The sequence below is a fragment of the Nocardioides sp. HDW12B genome (genome assembly GCF_011299595.1).
Lineage (GTDB): Bacteria > Actinomycetota > Actinomycetes > Propionibacteriales > Nocardioidaceae > Marmoricola_A.
In genome coordinates this window covers 2,515,926-2,533,214 of the sequence record NZ_CP049867.1, presented here as the reverse complement: position 1 = coordinate 2,533,214, position 17,289 = coordinate 2,515,926, and the positions used below count along the sequence as shown (strand labels likewise).

Annotated in this window: 13 protein-coding genes; 7 read left to right on the top strand and 6 right to left on the bottom strand. The window is 73.6% G+C overall.

Annotation, left to right across the window (positions count from 1 at the left end):
- The first annotated feature begins 32 nt into the window (after positions 1-32).
- From infB to G7072_RS11805, 5 genes are all read left to right on the top strand, one after another.
- Positions 33-3,005: a translation initiation factor IF-2 gene (gene infB / locus G7072_RS11825; RefSeq protein ID WP_166086604.1), complete on the top strand. Its 2,973-nt coding sequence runs from the start codon at positions 33-35 to the stop codon at positions 3,003-3,005.
- A gap of 104 nt (positions 3,006-3,109) precedes the next feature.
- A complete protein-coding gene (gene rbfA / locus G7072_RS11820) occupies positions 3,110-3,613 on the top strand; it encodes a 30S ribosome-binding factor RbfA (RefSeq protein ID WP_166086602.1) in 504 nt (167 codons plus the stop codon).
- Entirely contained in the window at positions 3,610-4,551 is a 942-nt protein-coding gene (gene truB, locus G7072_RS11815) for a tRNA pseudouridine(55) synthase TruB (protein ID WP_277343367.1), read from the top strand. Before rbfA ends, truB begins: the two co-directional genes overlap by 4 nt.
- 115 nt (positions 4,552-4,666) lie before the next feature.
- Positions 4,667-5,605 carry a bifunctional riboflavin kinase/FAD synthetase gene (locus G7072_RS11810; RefSeq protein WP_166086600.1) on the top strand — a complete coding sequence of 313 codons (939 nt, stop codon included), beginning with the start codon at positions 4,667-4,669 and terminating at the stop codon, positions 5,603-5,605.
- A complete protein-coding gene (locus G7072_RS11805) occupies positions 5,602-6,744 on the top strand; it encodes a hypothetical protein (protein WP_166086598.1) in 1,143 nt (380 codons plus the stop codon). Before G7072_RS11810 ends, G7072_RS11805 begins: the two co-directional genes overlap by 4 nt.
- Before the next feature lie 58 nt (positions 6,745-6,802).
- On the opposite strand, the gene G7072_RS11800 is transcribed toward G7072_RS11805, so the two are convergent.
- The 4 genes from G7072_RS11800 to G7072_RS11785 form a co-directional block, all read right to left on the bottom strand.
- Positions 6,803-7,060 carry an HPr family phosphocarrier protein gene (locus G7072_RS11800; protein ID WP_166086596.1) on the bottom strand — a complete coding sequence of 86 codons (258 nt, stop codon included), beginning with the start codon at positions 7,058-7,060 and terminating at the stop codon, positions 6,803-6,805.
- 67 nt (positions 7,061-7,127) lie between these two features.
- Positions 7,128-9,251 (bottom strand): fructose-specific PTS transporter subunit EIIC, encoded by a 2,124-nt coding sequence (locus G7072_RS11795; protein WP_166086594.1) that lies wholly within the window; start codon positions 9,249-9,251, stop codon positions 7,128-7,130.
- Between the two features lie 10 nt (positions 9,252-9,261).
- Entirely contained in the window at positions 9,262-10,272 is a 1,011-nt protein-coding gene (locus G7072_RS11790; RefSeq protein ID WP_166086592.1) for a 1-phosphofructokinase family hexose kinase, read from the bottom strand.
- Positions 10,269-11,057, bottom strand: coding sequence for a DeoR/GlpR family DNA-binding transcription regulator (locus G7072_RS11785; RefSeq protein ID WP_240916904.1), 789 nt, complete (start codon positions 11,055-11,057; stop codon positions 10,269-10,271). Before G7072_RS11785 ends, G7072_RS11790 begins: the two co-directional genes overlap by 4 nt.
- A gap of 77 nt (positions 11,058-11,134) precedes the next feature.
- On the opposite strand from G7072_RS11785, the gene ptsP reads away from it, so the two are divergent.
- Complete coding sequence (gene ptsP, locus G7072_RS11780; protein ID WP_166086590.1) at positions 11,135-12,850, top strand: phosphoenolpyruvate--protein phosphotransferase; 1,716 nt, start codon at positions 11,135-11,137, stop codon at positions 12,848-12,850.
- 100 nt (positions 12,851-12,950) lie between these two features.
- Here the strand turns inward: ptsP and G7072_RS11775 are convergent, their stop codons facing one another.
- Positions 12,951-15,089, bottom strand: a complete 2,139-nt coding sequence (locus tag G7072_RS11775) for a molybdopterin-dependent oxidoreductase (RefSeq protein ID WP_166086588.1) — start codon at positions 15,087-15,089, stop codon at positions 12,951-12,953.
- Between the two features lie 49 nt (positions 15,090-15,138).
- The gene (locus tag G7072_RS11770) at positions 15,139-16,572 is read right to left on the bottom strand and encodes an aromatic amino acid lyase (protein ID WP_166086586.1); all 1,434 of its coding nucleotides are present in this window, start codon (positions 16,570-16,572) and stop codon (positions 15,139-15,141) included.
- A gap of 194 nt (positions 16,573-16,766) precedes the next feature.
- Between G7072_RS11770 and rpsO the strand changes: the two genes are divergently transcribed.
- A complete protein-coding gene (gene rpsO / locus G7072_RS11765) occupies positions 16,767-17,042 on the top strand; it encodes a 30S ribosomal protein S15 (RefSeq protein WP_166086584.1) in 276 nt (91 codons plus the stop codon).
- The last annotated feature ends 247 nt before the right edge of the window (positions 17,043-17,289 follow it).

Below are 17,289 nucleotides of genomic sequence, written 5' to 3'. Positions count from 1 at the left end.
GCCCACCCGGGGCTCGGACCAGAAGGAGAAGCGTGGCTAAGGTCCGAGTCCACGAGCTCGCGAAAGAGTTCGGCGTGGAGAGCAAGGTCGTCCTGACCAAGCTCAAGGAGATGGGCGAGTTCGTGAAGTCGGCGTCGTCGACGATCGAGCCCCCCGTCCAGAAGAGGTTCAACGACACCTACGGTGCGGAGCTCCGCGCCGCAGCGGAGAAGAAGGCCGCGCGCAAGGCGCCGGCCCCCCAGGCACCGGCGGCCCCCGCCGCGGAGGCGGCGACCGAGACCGCGGCACCCGCCGCACCGGCCGCCCCCGCCGAGCAGGCGCCCGCGGCGTCCGCGCCCGCAGCGGCACCGGCCCCCGCTCGCACCCCGGGTCCCCGGCCCGGTCCGGCCCGTCCGGCCGCCGAGCCCACCCCGGAGCCCGAGCCGGCCCCGGCGCCCGTCCCGCAGGCCGAGCAGCCGGCTGCCCCCGAGGCACCGGCGGCACCCGCCGAGACCCCGGCGGCCGCTGCTGCGTCCGCCGGCACGGAGGGGTCCGCCGACGGCGAGAGCCGCGCCCCCGGCACCCCGGGCCCCCGCCCCGGCGGTGGCCCCAAGCCCGGCGCCCCGCGTCCGGGCAACAACCCGTTCGGCCAGACCCAGGGCATGGGACGCCGTCCCTCCCCGCCGCCCGGTGCCGCTCCGCGGCCCCCGGCCGCGCGTGAGCAGGGCGGCCCCGCGGGCGGCACCCCCGGCCGCACCGGCGGGCTCCCCGCCGGCGGTGGGCGTCCCGCCGCTCCCGGCGGTCGCCCCGGCATGCCCCGTCCCAACCCGGCCATGATGCCGAAGTCGCCGACCCCGTTCGGTCCCGGCGGAGGCCGTGGCCCCGGTGGTCCCGGCGGCGGTCCCGGTGGACGCGGTCCCGGTGGTCCCGGTGGTCCCGGTGGTGCCCGCGGCGGAGCCCCGGGTCGTCCCGGTGGCGCCGGTGCCGGTGCGCCCGGTGGCGGACGCCCCGGCTTCGGCGGCGGTCCCGGTGCCGGTGCTCCCGGTCGCCCGGGTGGCGGTGGTCGCCCCGGTGGCGGTCGCCCCGGTGGACGCGGCAGCGTCGGCGGTGCCTTCGGTCGCCCCAGCGGTCCCTCGCGCCGTGGTCGCAAGTCGAAGCGTCAGCGTCGTCAAGAGTTCGACCAGATGGAAGCCCCGACGATCGGCGGCATGCGCGTCCGCAAGGGCAACGGCGAGACCGTCCGTCTCGCCCGTGGCGCCTCGCTGACCGACTTCGCCGAGAAGATCGGCGTCGACCCGGCCTCGCTGGTGCAGATGCTGTTCCACCTCGGTGAGATGGTCACCGCGACCGAGTCGGTCAACGACGCGACGCTGGAGCTGCTCGGTGACGAGCTGAACTACGTCGTCGAGGTCGTCTCGCCCGAGGACGAGGACCGCGAGCTGCTGGACTCCTTCAACCTGGAGTTCGGCTCCGACGAGGGCGTGGAGGCCGACCTGGCCGCCCGTCCTCCGGTGGTCACCGTCATGGGTCACGTCGACCACGGAAAGACCAAGCTGCTCGACGCGCTGCGCAACGCCAACGTGGTCGCCAAGGAGGCCGGTGGCATCACGCAGCACATCGGCGCCTACCAGACCGCCGCGGTCATCGACGGCACCGAGCGTCCGATCACCTTCATCGACACCCCCGGTCACGAGGCGTTCACCGCCATGCGTGCCCGTGGTGCCCAGGCCACCGACATCGCGGTGCTCGTGGTCGCGGCCGACGACGGCGTCATGCCGCAGACGGTGGAGGCGCTCAACCACGCCAAGGCCGCCGGTGTGCCGGTGGTCGTCGCGGTCAACAAGGTCGACAAGCCGGAGGCGGACCCGACCAAGGTCCGCGGCCAGCTGACCGAGTACGGCCTCGTCCCCGAGGAGTACGGCGGCGACACCATGTTCGTCGACGTCTCGGCCAAGGCCGGCCTCAACATGGAGGGCCTGCTCGAGGCCATCGTGCTGACCGCCGACGCCTCGCTCGACCTGCGGGCCAACCCCGACCAGGACGCCCAGGGCCTCGTCGTCGAGGCGCACCTGGACCGCGGTCGCGGTCCGGTCGCCACGATCCTGGTCCAGCGCGGCACCCTGCGTGTGGGCGACTCGATCGTCGCCGGTCCGGCCTACGGCCGTGTCCGCGCGATGCTCGACGAGCACGGCGACAACATCGAGGAGGCCGACCCGTCGCGTCCCGCGATGGTGCTGGGCCTGACCGCCGTCCCCGGCGCCGGTCAGAACTTCCTCGTCGTCGAGGACGACCGCATCGCCCGTCAGATCGCCGAGAAGCGGGAGGCGCGCGAGCGTGCCGCCCTGCAGGCCCAGCGTCGGGTCCGCCGCAGCCTCGAGGACTTCATGAAGTCCATGGAGGAGGGCGAGAGCCAGGAGCTGAACCTGATCCTCAAGGGCGACGTGTCCGGCTCGGTCGAGGCGCTCGAGGACTCGCTGGCCAAGATCGACGTCGGCGAGGAGGTCTCGCTGCGCGTCATCGACCGCGGTGTCGGTGCCATCACCGAGACCAACGTGATGCTGGCGGCCGCGTCCAACGCGATCATCATCGGCTTCAACGTCCGGCCCCAGGGCAAGGCGACCGAGGTGGCCGACCGTGAGGGCGTCGAGATGCGCTACTACTCGGTGATCTACCAGGCCATCGAGGAGATCGAGGCCGCGCTCAAGGGCATGCTCAAGCCGGAGTTCGAGGAGTCCCAGCTCGGCACCGCCGAGATCCGGGAGATCTTCCGCTCCAGCCGCATCGGCAACATCGCCGGCTGCATGGTCACCGGCGGCGTCATCCGACGCAACGCCAAGGTGCGCCTGCTGCGCGACGGCAACGTGGTCGCCGACAACCTCGACCTCTCCTCGCTGCGACGCGAGAAGGACGACGCGTCGGAGGTCCGCGAGGGCTTCGAGTGCGGTCTGGTGCTGCGCAACTACCAGGACATCAAGATCGGTGATGTCGTGGAGGCGTTCGAGATGCGCGAGATCCCGCGCGGGTGACCGTGGGCCGGGCGGCCTCCCCGTGAGGTCGCCCGGCACCCGGCCGGCGCAGCCAGGCCCAGGCAAGGTGCGGCACAGCTCGTGCCCGCAGAAAGTGAAGGATCATGAGCAGCCCACGCGTCCGCAAGATCGCGGACCGGATCAAGGTCGTCGTGGCGGAGATGCTCGAGCGGCGGATCAAGGACCCGCGGCTCGGGTTCGTCACCGTGACCGACGTGCGCGTCAGCGGCGACTCCCAGCACGCCAGCGTCTTCTACACCGTCCTCGGTGAGGAGGAGCAGGCGGAGGGCAGCGCGGCGGCCCTGGAGTCGGCCAAGGGGCTCATCCGCTCCGAGGTCGGCAAGCAGCTCGGGATCCGGCACGTGCCGACCATCGAGTTCATCCGCGACGCCCTCCCCGAGACCGCGCGTCACCTCGAGGACCTCCTCGAGCAGGTCCGGCAGTCCGACGCGGCCGCCGCGGCCGCCTCGGCCGGCGCCGTCTTCGCCGGCGAGGCGGACCCCTACCGCAAGCCGCGCGTCGAGGACGACGAGGACGACGAGGACGACGAGCCGGGCCCGGACGACGCGCTCGCTGCGGGGGACGACGACGCCGACGCCCGCGCGTGAGCCGACGACGTCCTGACGGCGGGCCCTCGGGGCTCGTCGTGGTGGACAAGCCGGGCGGGATGACCTCGCACGACGTGGTGTCCCGCGTGCGCCGCCTCGTCGGCACCCGTCGCGTCGGGCACGCCGGCACCCTCGACCCGATGGCCACCGGCGTCCTGCTGCTGGGGGTCAACAAGGGCACCCGCCTGCTGGGCCACCTGGCGCTGGCCGACAAGACCTATCGCGCCACGGTCCGGCTCGGGGTGTCCACCACCACCGACGACGCCGAGGGCGAGGTGCTCGCACGCGCCGACGCGTCCGCGGTCGACGAGGCGGACGTCGTGGCCGCGGCGGCACGACTGACCGGCGCCATCGAGCAGGTGCCCTCGACCGTCTCGGCCATCAAGGTCGACGGCCGGCGGGCCTACGCGCTGGCACGGGAGGGCGCCACGGTCGAGCTGAAGGCGCGACCCGTGACGGTGCACCGCTTCGACGTGCTGGCCTCCCGCACCGGCAGCGACGCCGGCGTACCCGTGCTCGACGTCGACGTCGAGGTGCACTGCACGACCGGCACCTACGTCCGCGCCCTGGCCCGCGACCTCGGCGCCGACCGCGGCGTCGGCGGCCACCTCACCCGGTTGCGGCGTACGACGGTGGGGCCCGTGGGTCTGGACGGAGCCGCCGACCTGGAGGCGGCCCTCGCCAGCGGCGAGCTGCACGTCGAACCCCTCGAGGACGCGGTGGCGCGGTTCTTCGACTGCCACGCGCTCGACGCGGAGCAGGCACGCGACGTCACCTTCGGTCGCGCCCTGACGCTCGAGGTGCCCAGCGACGCACCGGTCGCGGTGCTGGCGCCCGACGGCACCTTCCTGGCGCTCTACCGCCGGGCGGAAGCGGGTGCCGACGGCGCCCCCCGGGCGACCGCGGTCGCGGTGTTCTGCTCGGCGTCGGGCGAGTGAGCAGCGCCACCGCGCCGCCGCCGGGGAACCGGTCGGAGCCCGCGGCCGCTGTGGCAGGCTTCGAGCAGTCGTCGCAGCACGGGAGCGACATCCGGAGCACGAGAGGGCGGTGGGCATGACGGTCTGGCGATCGGTCGACGAGGTTGACGCCGACCTCGGGCGCACGGTGGTCACCATCGGCAACTTCGACGGGGTGCACCGCGGTCACCGCCACGTCATCGCGCGCGCCCGCAGCATCGCCGACGAGGTCGGCGCGCACCGCGTCGTGGCGGTCACCTTCGACCCCCACCCGATCGCCGTGCTGCGTCCCGAGCACGCCCCGAACACCTTGACCGGCATCGACGAGCGGGCGCGGCTGCTGCAGGAGGCCGGCGTCGACGACGTGCTCGTCGTGCCCTTCAGCCGCGAGGTCGCGTCCTGGTCGCCCGAGCACTTCGTCACCGAGATCCTCGTCGGGGCCCTGCACGCCGCCGCCGTCGTGGTCGGCAAGAACTTCCGCTTCGGCAGCCGCGCGGCCGGCGACCTCGCCACGCTCCGCGAGCTGGGCGGGCGCCACGACTTCGTCGCCGAGGGCGTCGAGCTCGACGGCGGTCCGCAGGTGTGGTCGTCGACGTACGTGCGGACCTGCCTGGCCGCCGGGGACGTCGAGGGCGCCGCCGAGGCGCTCGGGCGACCGATCGTGGTGCGCGGCACCGTGCAGCGCGGTGACCAGCGCGGGCGCGAGATCGGCTACCCCACCGCGAACGTGCCGCCGGGCGAGACCGCGGCGCCCGCCGACGGCGTCTACGCCGGCTGGGTGTACGTCGACGGCGAGCCCGAGCGGCTGCCCGCCGCCATCAGCGTGGGCACGAACCCGACCTTCGCGGGGGAGCGGGAGCGGCGGGTGGAGGCCTACGTGCTGGACCGCGACGACCTCGACCTCTACGACCGCCAGATCTCCGTGGAGATGGTCGCCAAGGTGCGCGGCATGACGCGTTTCGACTCCCTCGACGAGCTGCTCGAGGCGATGGCCGGTGACGTCGCCGACACGCGGCGCGTGCTGGGGCTGGCGTGACGACGCCCCCGGGTGAGGGCAGTGCGGGCGGGTCGCTCGTCCCGGTGGCGCCCGAGGTGATGACCGCCACCGAGACCTGGTTCCGCAAGCGCGGCCTGCCCTACTTCGTGCCCGAGGAGCGGGCCGCCGCGCGCAGCGCGCTGACGATGCGCGCCATGCTGCCCCTGCTGCTGGCCGTGGGCCTGGCCGCCCTGCTGCTGGGCGGGATCCTGACCTGGCGCACGTCGAACGCCTCCTTCGGCCCCGGCGCCGTCACCTTCCTCGGGCTGCTGGCCGCCGGCTTCTACGCGGTGACGCGGCTGCGGGCCCGACCGATCGTGACCTTCGCCGTGCACCGCACCGTCTCCGGGCTCGGTCAGCTGTTCCCGATGGCGACCCGGGCCCTGCCGCTGCTGCTGGTGTTCATCACGTTCCTCTTCATCAACGCCGAGGTGTGGATGCTGTCGGCCTCCCTCGACGGGGCCCTGCTGTGGTTGACGGTGCTGCTCTTCGCGGTCGTGGCGGTGGCGTTCCTGCTGGTGCGACTGCCCGAGGAGGTCGACGTCGTCGACGACCGCATCGACGCCCCGCTCCTGGTATCGGCCAGCCGCGGGACGCCGATGGCCGAGGCGGCGGGCGACCTCGTGACCCACCACGGCGACGAGCTCGACCTCCAGCGCGACGCCGAGGTGCGCGGCTTCGAGCGCGGCAACCTCATCGTCGTGCTGCTGGTCATCCAGGCCGCGCAGGTGCTGCTGCTGGCTCTGGCCGTGTTCGTGTTCTTCCTCGTCTTCGGCGCGCTGACCATGAAGAAGGGCGTGCAGGAGGCCTGGATCGGCGGCGGCACCACCACCTTCCCCGGCCTCGGCAACGTCTCGGTCGAGCTGCTGCAGACCTCGACCTTCCTGGCCGCCTTCTCGGGGCTCTACTTCACCGTCTACGTCGTCACCGACGAGGCCTACCGGGTGCAGTTCTTCACCGGGGTGCTGCGCGAGATGGAGAAGGCCGTCGCGGTCCGCACCGTCTACCGCCACCTGTGCCGGCGTCGTGACGCCTCCGAGCCGGCGCCTGCGGCACCCGCGGCGACCGAGGACGCCGTACCGACCCGGACGCTGCCGGCCGCGCCGCCCGCTCCCGGGAACGACCCCCACGACGACTGAGCCGCCCGCCCCCGGAGGGGCGAGCGGCTCGGTCGTGCTGGTGAGAGGGCGTACGACGTCAGGCGTCGAGGTCCTTCTCGACCAGGGCGGCGATGGTGTCCACCGCGGACTGGTCGTCGCTGCTGACCTCGACCGCGTCGCCCTTGCCGGCGCCGAGGGTCATGATCAGCAGGGCCGAGCTCGCGTCGACGGGGTCGTCGCCGCCGACGGCGAGGGTGACCTCGGCGTCGAGGTCGGCCGCGGCCTCCGCGATGATCGCGGCGGGGCGGGCGTGCAGGCCGACGGCGGAGCCGACGTTCACGGTCTTGCTGGGCATCGTGGGTGTCTCCTCTGAGTTGCTGAGCGGTGGATGGGTGTCGTGCGCTGCCCGAAGGCTTCTGCGGTCAGACGGCGACCTTCGAGAGCTGCTCGATCTCGGCCTTGTCCTCGGTCAGGGACTTGAGGGCGATCACACCCGCTGCCGCGACCAACGTACCGGCGACCAGGGCGATGAGGAACCCGAGCACGTTGTCCACCGCGAAGAGCACGAAGATGCCGCCGTGGGGGGCGCGCAGGCCGACGTCGAGACCCATGGACAGCGCTCCGGTGACCGCGCTGCCGGCCATGATCGGCGGGATGACGCGCAGCGGGTCGGCCGCCGCGAACGGGATGGCGCCCTCGGTGATGAAGGAGGCGCCGAGCAGCCAGGCCGCCTTGCCGTTCTCGCGCTCGGGGGCCGTGAAGAGCCCGGGACGGACCACTGTGGCGAGGGCCAGGGCCAGCGGGGGCACCATGCCGGCGAGCATGACCGCCGCCATGATGAGCAGCTGGGGAGCGTCGGTCGCCGTCGCCGCCGCGGCGAGCCCGGTGGTGGCGAAGAGGTAGGCGGTCTTGTTGAGCGGACCACCCATGTCGAAGGCCATCATCAGGCCGAGGATGACGCCCAGCAGGATGCCGGCACCGCCGTCGGAGAGGCTGGTCAGGCCGTCGTTGAGCGCGGTCATCAGCTCGGCCAGGGGCTTGCCCAGGACGACGAGCATGATGAAGCCGGCGATCAGGGTGGTGAGCAGCGGGATGACCAGCACCGGCATGAGCCCGCGCAGCCAGGCCGGGGTCTTGAGCCCGCCGATCTTCGCGGCGATCACACCGGCGAGGACACCGCCGATGATGCCGCCGAGGAAGCCGGACTGGGTCGTGCCGGCGATGGCGCCCATGACGAAGCCGGGGGCGATGCCGGGGCGGTCGGCGATGGCGTAGGCGATGTAGCCGGCCAGGGCCGGGACCAGGAACCCGAAGGCCGCGCCGCCCAGCGTCAGCAGCGCTGCGGCGAGGTAGGTCAGCAGGGCGCTGTTGGGGAGGGTCTGGTCGTTGATGAGCTCGAACTGACCCGGGTCGGGCGGGTTGAGGATCGAGCCGTTGGCGAAGATCTGCCCGGCGACGCCGCCGGCACCGTCAGCCGTCGCGAGGGCGATCTGGTAGCCGCCGAGCAGGAACGACAGCGCGATGAGCAGACCGCCCGCCGCGACGAACGGGATCATGTAGGAGACGCCGGTCATGAGGACGCGGCGGGTCTTGAGCCCGATGGACTCCTTGCCCTCGTGGGCGTCGGCGCCCGCGCTGGCGGTGCCCTCGACGCGGGGGGCCGAGGGGTTCGAGGCGGCGGCGACGGCGTCGCGGATCATGCCGTCGGAGTCGTCGATGGCGCGCTTCACGCCGGAGGCCACCATCGGCTTGCCGGCGAAGCGGGCACGGTCCTTCACGCCCACGTCGGTGGCGAAGATGACGGCGTCGGCGCCCGCGATGGTCGCCTGGGACAGCGGCGTGGAGCCGGCCGAGCCCTGGGTCTCCACCGAGATCTCGACCCCGGCGCGACCCGCGGCGGCCTCGAGGGCCTCGGCGGCCATGTAGGTGTGGGCGATGCCGGTCGGGCAGGCGGTGATGGCGACAAGGCGCGGGGCCGACGACGAGCCCGTCGACGTGGACGTGGTGTCGGCCGCGGAGGACGCCGGGGCCGCAGCAGCGGCGGCGGCGCCGGCCGACGGGGTGGCGGCCGGGGTCGCGGAGGGCTCCGGTGCCGTGCCGACGACGCCGGTGACGAGCTCGACGACCTCGTCCTCGGTCTGGGCGCGGCGCAGGGCCTCGGTGAAGTCCTTCTTCACCAGCGCACGGGCCAGCTTGGTGAGCAGCTGGAGGTGGGTGGCGTCGCCGCCGGCGGGTGCGGCGATGAGGAAGGCGAGGTCGGCCGGGCCGTCCTTCGCGCCGAAGTCACGCGGCGGGTTCAGCCGCGCGAAGGCCAGGGTGGCGACCTCGACGTGGGCGGTGCGGCAGTGCGGGATCGCGATGCCGCCGGGCAGGCCGGTCGGCGAGGTCGACTCCCGCGCCAGCGCGTCGTCGGCGAGGCCCGACGCGTTGCCGCTGCGACCTGCCGCTGCGACGACCTCGGCGAGCGACCTGATCACGGCGGACTTGTCGTCCCCCAGGTCGTCGTCGAGCCGCACCAGCGCGCGGTCGATCAGGGGAGTGGACATGGCGGTCACCTCAGTTCTCTCGTGCAGCGGACGCTGCGGGTGTTGCGTGCGTGGACGCAGGAGCCGGACGGGTGTCCAGCGGAACGGGGTGGACCTCGACGAGGTCCGGCCGCGCCTGGTGGGGCGCGGGGATCGTGGTGCCGGGCAGCGAGGCCGCGGCGCTGCCGTAGGCGACGGCCAGGCGCAGGCGCTCGGCGGGTGCCTCGCCGCGCAGGTCGGCGAGCAGGTAGCCGAAGAGGCTGGAGTCGCCGGCCCCGACGGTGCTCACGACCGTGATCGGCGGGGGAGTGGCGCGCCAGGCGCCCTCGCGGGTGACCAGCACGGCGCCGGCCCCGCCCAGCGTGGCCAGCACGCTGCCGGCGCCCGCCTCGACGAGCCGGTAGGCCGCGGCCGCGGCCTCGACCGGGTCGGCCTCGATGGCCACCGGGTCGCCGCCGGTCAGCAGCGCCAGCTCCTCGGAGTTGGGCTTGATGATGTCGGGACGGGCCTCGCCCAGGGCGGCGGCAAGGGCCAGCAGCGGCTTCTCGGAGGTGTCCACGGCCACCCGGGCGCCGGAGGCGCGCAGGTCGGCGGCCACCTCGGCGTACCAGCCGTCCGGGGTGCCGGGCGGCACGGAGCCGGCGAGCACGACCCAGGAGGCGTCGGCGGCGAGCTCGCTCACCGCGGTGCGGAGGCGGTCGAGCAGGTCGGCGTCGGCGGTGGCGCCGGCGCTGTTGATCTTGGTGGTGGTGCCGTCGTGCTCGGTGAGGGTGAGGTTGACCCGGACCTCGCCGGTGGGACGGACCGGGTGGCAGCGGATCCCGTCGTGGCGCAGCGCCACGGTGAAGGGCGCGTCCTCGTCGGCGGGGAACACCGCGATGGTGGCGACGTCGGCCACCGAGGCGGCCCGCGAGATGTTCACGCCCTTGCCCCCGGCCTGCTCGAGCGCCGCGTCGGCGCGCAGCACGCCGCCGCGCTCGAGGCGGCCGGACAGCGCGATGGTCCGGTCGAAGCTGGGGTTGGCGGTGAGGGTCACGATCATGCGAGGACCACCTTGATGCCGGCGTCGGTGAGGGTTTCGATCTGCTCGGGCGTGGCCCGGTCGTCGGTGACGATCACGTCGACCTGGTCCAGACGGGCGAAGCGCACGAGGTGCTCCTGGCCGAGCTTGTCGGAGTCGGCGAGCAGCACCACCTGCCGACCGGCGGCGACGATGGCGCGCTTCACCGCGGCCTCGCTGTGGTCGGGGGTGGACAGGCCGTGGGCGGCGCTGATGCCGTTGGTGCCGAGGAACACGACGTCGGCCAGCAGCGGCTCGAGCGCCGCGACGGTGTCCTCGCCGACGGCGGCCTGGGTGGTGGCGCGCACGCGGCCGGGCAGCAGGCGCAGCTCGACGGCCGGGTTGCCGACCAGACGGGCGGCGATCGGGACGGCGTGCGTGGTGACCTCGAGGCGGCGGTCGGTGGGCAGCGCCCCGGCCAGCCGGGCGGTGGTGGTGCCGGCGTCGAGGATGACGCTGCCGTTCTCAGGGACGAGGTCGAGGGCGGCGTGCGCGATGCGGTCCTTCTCGGCGGCGCTGCTGCGGTCGCGGTCGGAGACGGCCACCTCGAGCACGCTCAGGGCCTGGGAGGCGACCACGCCCCCGTGCACTCGGCGCACGAGACCACTACGCTCCAGGGTGGAGAGGTCGCGCCGGATCGTCTCGGTGGTGACGGCGAACTTCCCGGCCAGGTCGGACACGGACAGCCGTGCCGACCGGGCCACGAGGGCCGCGATGGCCTGTTGGCGCTCCTCGGCGTACATCGGTCCTCCTGTGTCGACGGTCACGGGGAAATCTTTGTATCTGTTGTTTTATGCCCGAACGTGTTGACTGTCAAGGGGTGACGAGGGTTACATTTCTGTCCATGACCTCCATCACAGCCTCGAACGCCTCTTCCGCGAGCTCGGCCGGCACCGGCGTGCTCACCGGCACCCCGGTCGTGCCCGGTGTCGCGCTGGGCCCGGTCGTCACCGTCACCTCCGAGGTGCCCGCCGACGTCGTGCAGGCCTACGAGGCCCGCGACCCCGCGAGCCCCGACGACGCCCTCGCGACGTACGACGAGGCCGTCGGCGTCGTGGCCGACTCGCTCGTCGCCCGCTCCTCCAACGCCTCCGGAGCCGCCTCCGAGGTGCTCGTCGCGACGGCGAACCTCGTCAAGGACAAGGGCCTGCGCAAGGCCGTCAAGAAGCGCCTCGACGCGGGCGAGCCCCTGCTGGGGGCGCTGCGGGGCGCGGTCGAGCAGTTCGCGACGCTCTTCACCCAGATGGGCGGGCTGATGGCCGAGCGGGTCACCGACCTGCACGACATCGAGCGCCGGCTGACGGCGCGCATCGTCGGCGCGCCCGAGCCGGGCCTCAGCACCCCCGACGAGCCGTCGGTGCTGGTCGCCGAGGACCTCGCCCCCGCCGACACCGCCGGCCTGGACCCGGCCTTCGTGGTCGCGCTCGTCACCGAGCAGGGCGGGCCCACCAGCCACACCGCGATCATCGCCCGCCAGCTGGGGATCCCCTGCGTGGTCGGCGTGCACGGCGCCACCGGGCTCGCCCCCGGCACCCGCGTGCTGGTCGACGGCGCGACCGGCGCGGTCGAGACCGAGGTCGACGAGGCCGACGCCGCCGAGCGGGTCCGCAAGGACCAGGAGTGGCGCGCCCACCTCGACGCGTGGAGCGGCCCGGCCGCGACCAAGGACGGCACGACGGTCAAGGTGATGGCCAACGTCGCCGACGGCGCCTCCGCCGAGAAGGCGGTCGCCTACCCCGTCGAGGGCGTCGGGCTCTTCCGCACCGAGCTGTGCTTCCTCGACAGCTCCGAGGAGCCGAGCGTCGAGGAGCAGTCCGAGGTGTACGCCGCGGTGCTGCGCCCGTTCGCCGACGGCCGCACGGTCGTTGTCCGCACCCTCGACGCCGGCTCCGACAAGCCGATCGCCTACGCCACCCCGAAGGGCGAGGAGAACCCGGCGCTCGGCATCCGTGGCCTGCGGCTCTCCTTCGACAACCCGGGCCTGCTCGACCGCCAGATCGAGGGCATCGCCCTGGCGGCCGAGAAGACCGGCAGCTCGCCCTGGGTGATGGCCCCGATGGTCGCCACCGTCGAGGAGGCCGAGACGTTCGCCGGTCGCGTGCGCAAGCACGGCCTCACCGTCGGCGTGATGGTCGAGATCCCCTCGGCCGCGCTGCTCGCCGAGCAGATCCTCGAGGTCGTCGACTTCATGTCGATCGGCACCAACGACCTGACGCAGTACTCCATGGCCGCCGACCGGATGTCGGCCGGCCTGGCCCACCTCACCGACCCGTGGCAGCCGGCCGTGCTGCGGCTGATCGCCATGACGGCCGCCGCCGGCAAGAAGCACGGCAAGCCCGTCGGGGTGTGCGGCGAGGCCGCCGCCGACCCCGCGCTGGCCACCGTGCTCGTCGGGATGGGCATCACGTCGCTCTCGATGGCCCCCAACGCCGTCCGCGCCGTGGGCGCCCAGCTCGGCGCCACCTCCGACGAGGCCTGCACCCGCGCCGCCGAGGTGGCGCTCGCCGCCTCCGACCCGCACGAGGCCCGCGCCGCCGTGCGCGCCGTCCTCGACGCCTGAGGGGCCCGTGTCGGTTTCACCAGGTACCTAGTGAAACCGGCGCTTCCCGAGCGAAGCATCACTCGGGAAGCGCCGGTTTCGTTCGGGAAGCAGGAGCCGCTCAGCCGCCGGACACCGTCACCGGTACGCCGCTGAAGGCCGCGTTGCCGCTGACGTCGAGACGCTCGGGGTCGGTCAGGTCGTTGATGGAGACGCCCGGCACCTGACGGGCACGGTCCATCCCGGGGTTGCGGGCGTGGCCGTAGCCGTGCGGCAGCGACACCACGCCCGGCATCACGTCCGCGGTGGCGCTCACCTCGACGCTGACCTTGCCCACCCGGCTGGCGACCTCGACCGTCGTACCGTCCGCGAGGCCGCGTGCCGCAAGGTCGTCGGGGTGCATGAAGAGCTGGTGCCGCGCACGACCGCGCGTCAGCCGCTCGGCGTTGTGCATCCACGAGTTGTTGTCACGCTGATGCCTTCTCCCGATCAGCAGCAGCTCGCCGTCGCCGGGGACCTCGTCGGCCAGCGCCAGCACGCGCGGCAGCTCACCGAGGGGGAGGGGCTGGGCCAGGTCGACCCTCAAGCTGTGCGTCATCAGCCGGGCCGGCAGGCGTGGCTCCAGCGGCCCCAGGTCGACGCCCTCGGGGTGCTGCGTCAGCGCACGGACCGAGAGCCGGCGACCGCCGGTGCGCAGCAGCCCGTCGATGATCCGGGTGGGGGAGAGCCGCATGCGCGCCTGCGTCACGGCCCACCGCTTCCACGGCTGGCTGCGCCCGGACCTCCGCATCAGCCCCAGGGCCAGGTCGCGGAAGATCTCCCAGTCGTGGCGGGCGTCGTCGGGCTTCGGCAGGACGGCGCGGCTGAACCGCGCCGTGTTGCGTACGGCGAGCGCGTGGAACGCCAGGTCGTAGTGGTCGCGCTCCAGCGTGGTCGTCGGCGGCAGGACCACGTCGGCGTGCCGGGTGGTCTCGTTGAGGTAGATGTCGACCGCGACCCGGAACTCGAGCCCGGCGATCGCCTCGTCGAGCCGCGCGCCGTCGGGGGTCGACAGCACCGGGTTGCCCGCCACCGTCAGCAGGCCGCGGACCTGGCCCTTGCCGGGGGTGAGCATCTCGTCGGCCAGGGTCGCGACGGGCAGCTCGCTGCCGGTCTCGGGCAGGTCGCGGACGCGGCTGCGGTACTTGTCGTGGTGCCCGCGACCGATCAGCCCACGGCCGACGATGTCGACCGCCGGGTCGGTGAACATGACCCCGCCGGGCACGTCGAGGTGGCCGGTCACGGTGTTGAGGCAGCTGATCGCCCACGCGCACACCGTGCCGAAGCCCTGCGTGGAGACGCCCATCCGGCCGTAGACCGCGGCCCGCTCGGTGGTCGCGACCTCCCGGGCCAGGGCCTCGATGGTCGCGGCCGGCACGCCGGAGACCCGCGCGGCCAGCTCGGGGGTGCAGGGTGCGACCGCGTCGCGCAGGGCGTCGAGGCCGTCGACGTACTCCGGCACGCGCTCGAGACCCTCGGCGAGCACGACGTTGAGCATGGCCAGCAGCACGGCGGCGTCCGTGCCGGGGCGCACGAAGTGGTGCTCGTCGGCGGCCTTCGCCGTCTCGGTGCGCCGCGGGTCGAGCACGACCATGCGCCCACCGCGGGCCTTAAGCTCGCGCAGCCGGCCCGGGAAGTCCGGCACCGTCATGAGCGAGCCGTTGGACGCCATCGGGTTCGCGCCGAGCACGACGAAGAGGTCGGTGCGGTCCAGGTCGGGGATCGGGATCAGCAGCTGGTGGCCGAAGAGCAGGTGCGCCGCGAGCTGCGCCGGCAGCTGGTCGACCGACGTGGCGGAGTAGGCGTTGCGGCTGCCGAGCGCCTTCACCAGCTGCGTGCCGTGCGTCATCGAGCCGAGGCTGTGGACGTTCGGGTTCCCGAGGTACGCCGCCACGGCGTCGCGTCCGTGCCGCTCCTGCACCCCGGCCAACCCCTCCACGGCCGCCCGGACCGCCTCGTCCCAGCTCGTCTCCGCCAGGGTGCCGTCGGGCTGCCGGACGAGGGGTCGGCGCAGACGGTCCGGGTCGTCGTACACGTCGGCGATCGCGACGCCCTTGGGGCAGATGTGGCCGCGCGAGAGCGGGTCGTCGGGGTTGCCGCGCACCCCGGTCACGCGCTCGCGGCCGTCCGGGCCGGGCTCGAGGGTGAGGACGAGGCCGCAGATGGCCTCGCACAGGTTGCAGGCGGTGTGGGCGGTCCGAGCTCCAGCGGCAGTCGTCACTGTGGCAGTCTCACAGAACCTGCCGAGTCGTCGGCTCGAGACGGCGATGTCAGGCGCCGAGGCCCTGCTGGACCAGGCTCACGGCCGCGGTGAGGTCCTCGGTGAGCGGCCGGTCGGCCCGGTCGTCGTCCAGCCTCGAGGCGGCCAGGTCGAACAGCTCGCGCAGAGGCCCGTCCCCGAGCCGGTCCGGGCCCATGCGCAGGGCCCGCACCGCGGCGACGAGCTCGCACGCGAGCACCACCGGAGCCTGCTCCGCCATGCGCTCGCAGGCCCAGGCGGCCTGGGTGGAGAAGCTGGCGTGCTCCTCGAGACCCAGCGAGATCGAGAGGTTCCCGGTGGAGACCGGTGAGGTGAGCAGTCGGCACCGGGCGAGCGCGTCCTGGGCGACGTACTCCAGCACCATCACGCCGGAGCTGTCCGGCGGCCCGGAGGCGAGGAACGCCGGGAGCCCGGTCAGGGCCGGGTCGACCAGGGCCGACAGCCGGGCCGCCGACAGCGCCATCACCGGATAGCTGGCCTGGCGCAGGGCGTCGAGGGTGGCCGAGAGCCGTGCGGTCATGTAGCCGCCGTGGTGCAGCGGCGTGCCGTCGTCGTCGACCAGCGGGTTCTCGGTGGGGTCATTCACCTCGATCAGCACCGACTCCACCAGGGTCGAGAGCGCGTCCACGAAGGGCGCGTGGACCTGCGGGAGGGTGCGCAGCGCGAAGGGGTCCTGCAGGCGGGCGGGGGTCCAGCGGGGCTCCGCGAGGAGCCCCATCAGCCGCCCGGCGACACGCTGCTGGGAGGCGTCCGGTCGTCGGGCGTGCACGCGCGGGTCGAAGGGCTCGAGCGAGCCGCGCAGCGCCGCGACCGAGAGGGCGGCGACCTTCTCCGCGGCGATCGACAGGAGGACCAGCCGGTGGTGCACCAGGGCCGATGCCGCCAGCGTCAGGGCGTTGCTCGACATGAACGGCAGGGCGTCGCTGTCGTCGACGGGCGCGGCCGGGACCGATCCCGACCGCCAGGGGCGCTCGCCGACCAGGGTCAGCGCGAGCTGCGCGAGCGGGACGAGGTCCCCGGTGCCGATCGAGCCGGAGCGGTGCAGGTCGGGCAGGGCGCCCGAGGCGATCGCGTCGCCGAGCGACGAGGCGAGCCCGGAGCTGACGCCCGACCGTCCCGACGTGATCTGGTGCAGGCGTATCGCCATCCCGGCGCGGGTGGTCGCGTCGTCGTACGTCTCGCCGATCCCGGTGGCATGGCTGCGCCACAGGCGCAGGCCGGGGGAGGACCCGTCGTCGGGCACCGGCTGGGGACGCGGCACGGTGCGCAGGGCGCCGACCCCGGTCGTGAGGCCGTAGACGGCGCCGGAGCGGCCGGCGAGCCGCAGCTGCTCCTCGGCGACCGCGATCCTGGCCACCGAGACATCCGTCAGCTGCACCGGTGCCGGGCCGCCGCGCAGCGCCCAGGACACGAGGTGCTCCCACGACAGCTCGGCTGCGGGCACCGGACCTCCTGCGCCGACGGATCCTGACCGGGTCGACCCTAGAGGTCAAGGCCGCTCCCTGTCCCGACGCACGATTTCAGGGTAGGGCGGGTCGGTTGATAGTCTTCTTCGGTTGCCGTCCAACGGCCGCGGATCCACAGAGCCCGGGTGAACCAGCCCCGGTGCGCCGCGCAACGAACCTCGAGAGGAACCCTGTGTCTGCAGGTACTGACGCTGAGACCAAGAAGAACATCGTCGCCGAGTACGGCCTGACCGAGGGCGACACCGGCTCCCCCGAGGTCCAGGTTGCGCTGCTCAGCCACCGGATCGCTCACCTCACCGAGCACCTGAAGAAGCACAAGCACGACCACCACACCCGTCGTGGCCTGCTGCTGCTGGTCGGCCGCCGTCGTCGGCTGCTGAACTACATGCAGAAGGAAGACATCAACCGCTACCGCTCCATCGTGGAGCGCCTCGGTCTGCGGCGATGAGCTCTCGGAGCGGCTACCTGTGCCAGGTGGCCGCTCCGCTGCCGTTCACGGCAGCCGCACCACCGGCACGTCACAACTGAATCCATCACCCCAGGAGCGACCGCGAACGTCCGGCTCGGTCCTCGGTAGTGGCCCTCGGGCGGTCTCGACCAGCAGCACCGGTCGACGCACCCGCGGGCCTCGATCGAAGACCGGCCCCCGGCTCCGGCCACCGGCCAGCACTCGCTGGCCAGCTGTTCATCGTCGA

Bases quoted from the DNA above. Each gene is read 5' to 3' on its own strand.
- rbfA (WP_166086602.1), top strand. From the start codon at position 3,110: ATGAGCAGCCCACGCGTCCGCAAGATCGCGGACCGGATCAAGGTCGTC.
- G7072_RS11810 (WP_166086600.1), top strand. From the start codon at position 4,667: ATGACGGTCTGGCGATCGGTCGACGAGGTTGACGCCGACCTCGGGCGC.
- G7072_RS11800 (WP_166086596.1), bottom strand. From the start codon at position 7,060: ATGCCCAGCAAGACCGTGAACGTCGGCTCCGCCGTCGGCCTGCACGCC.
- G7072_RS11795 (WP_166086594.1), bottom strand. From the start codon at position 9,251: ATGTCCACTCCCCTGATCGACCGCGCGCTGGTGCGGCTCGACGACGAC.
- G7072_RS11790 (WP_166086592.1), bottom strand. From the start codon at position 10,272: ATGATCGTGACCCTCACCGCCAACCCCAGCTTCGACCGGACCATCGCG.
- ptsP (WP_166086590.1), top strand. From the start codon at position 11,135: ATGACCTCCATCACAGCCTCGAACGCCTCTTCCGCGAGCTCGGCCGGC.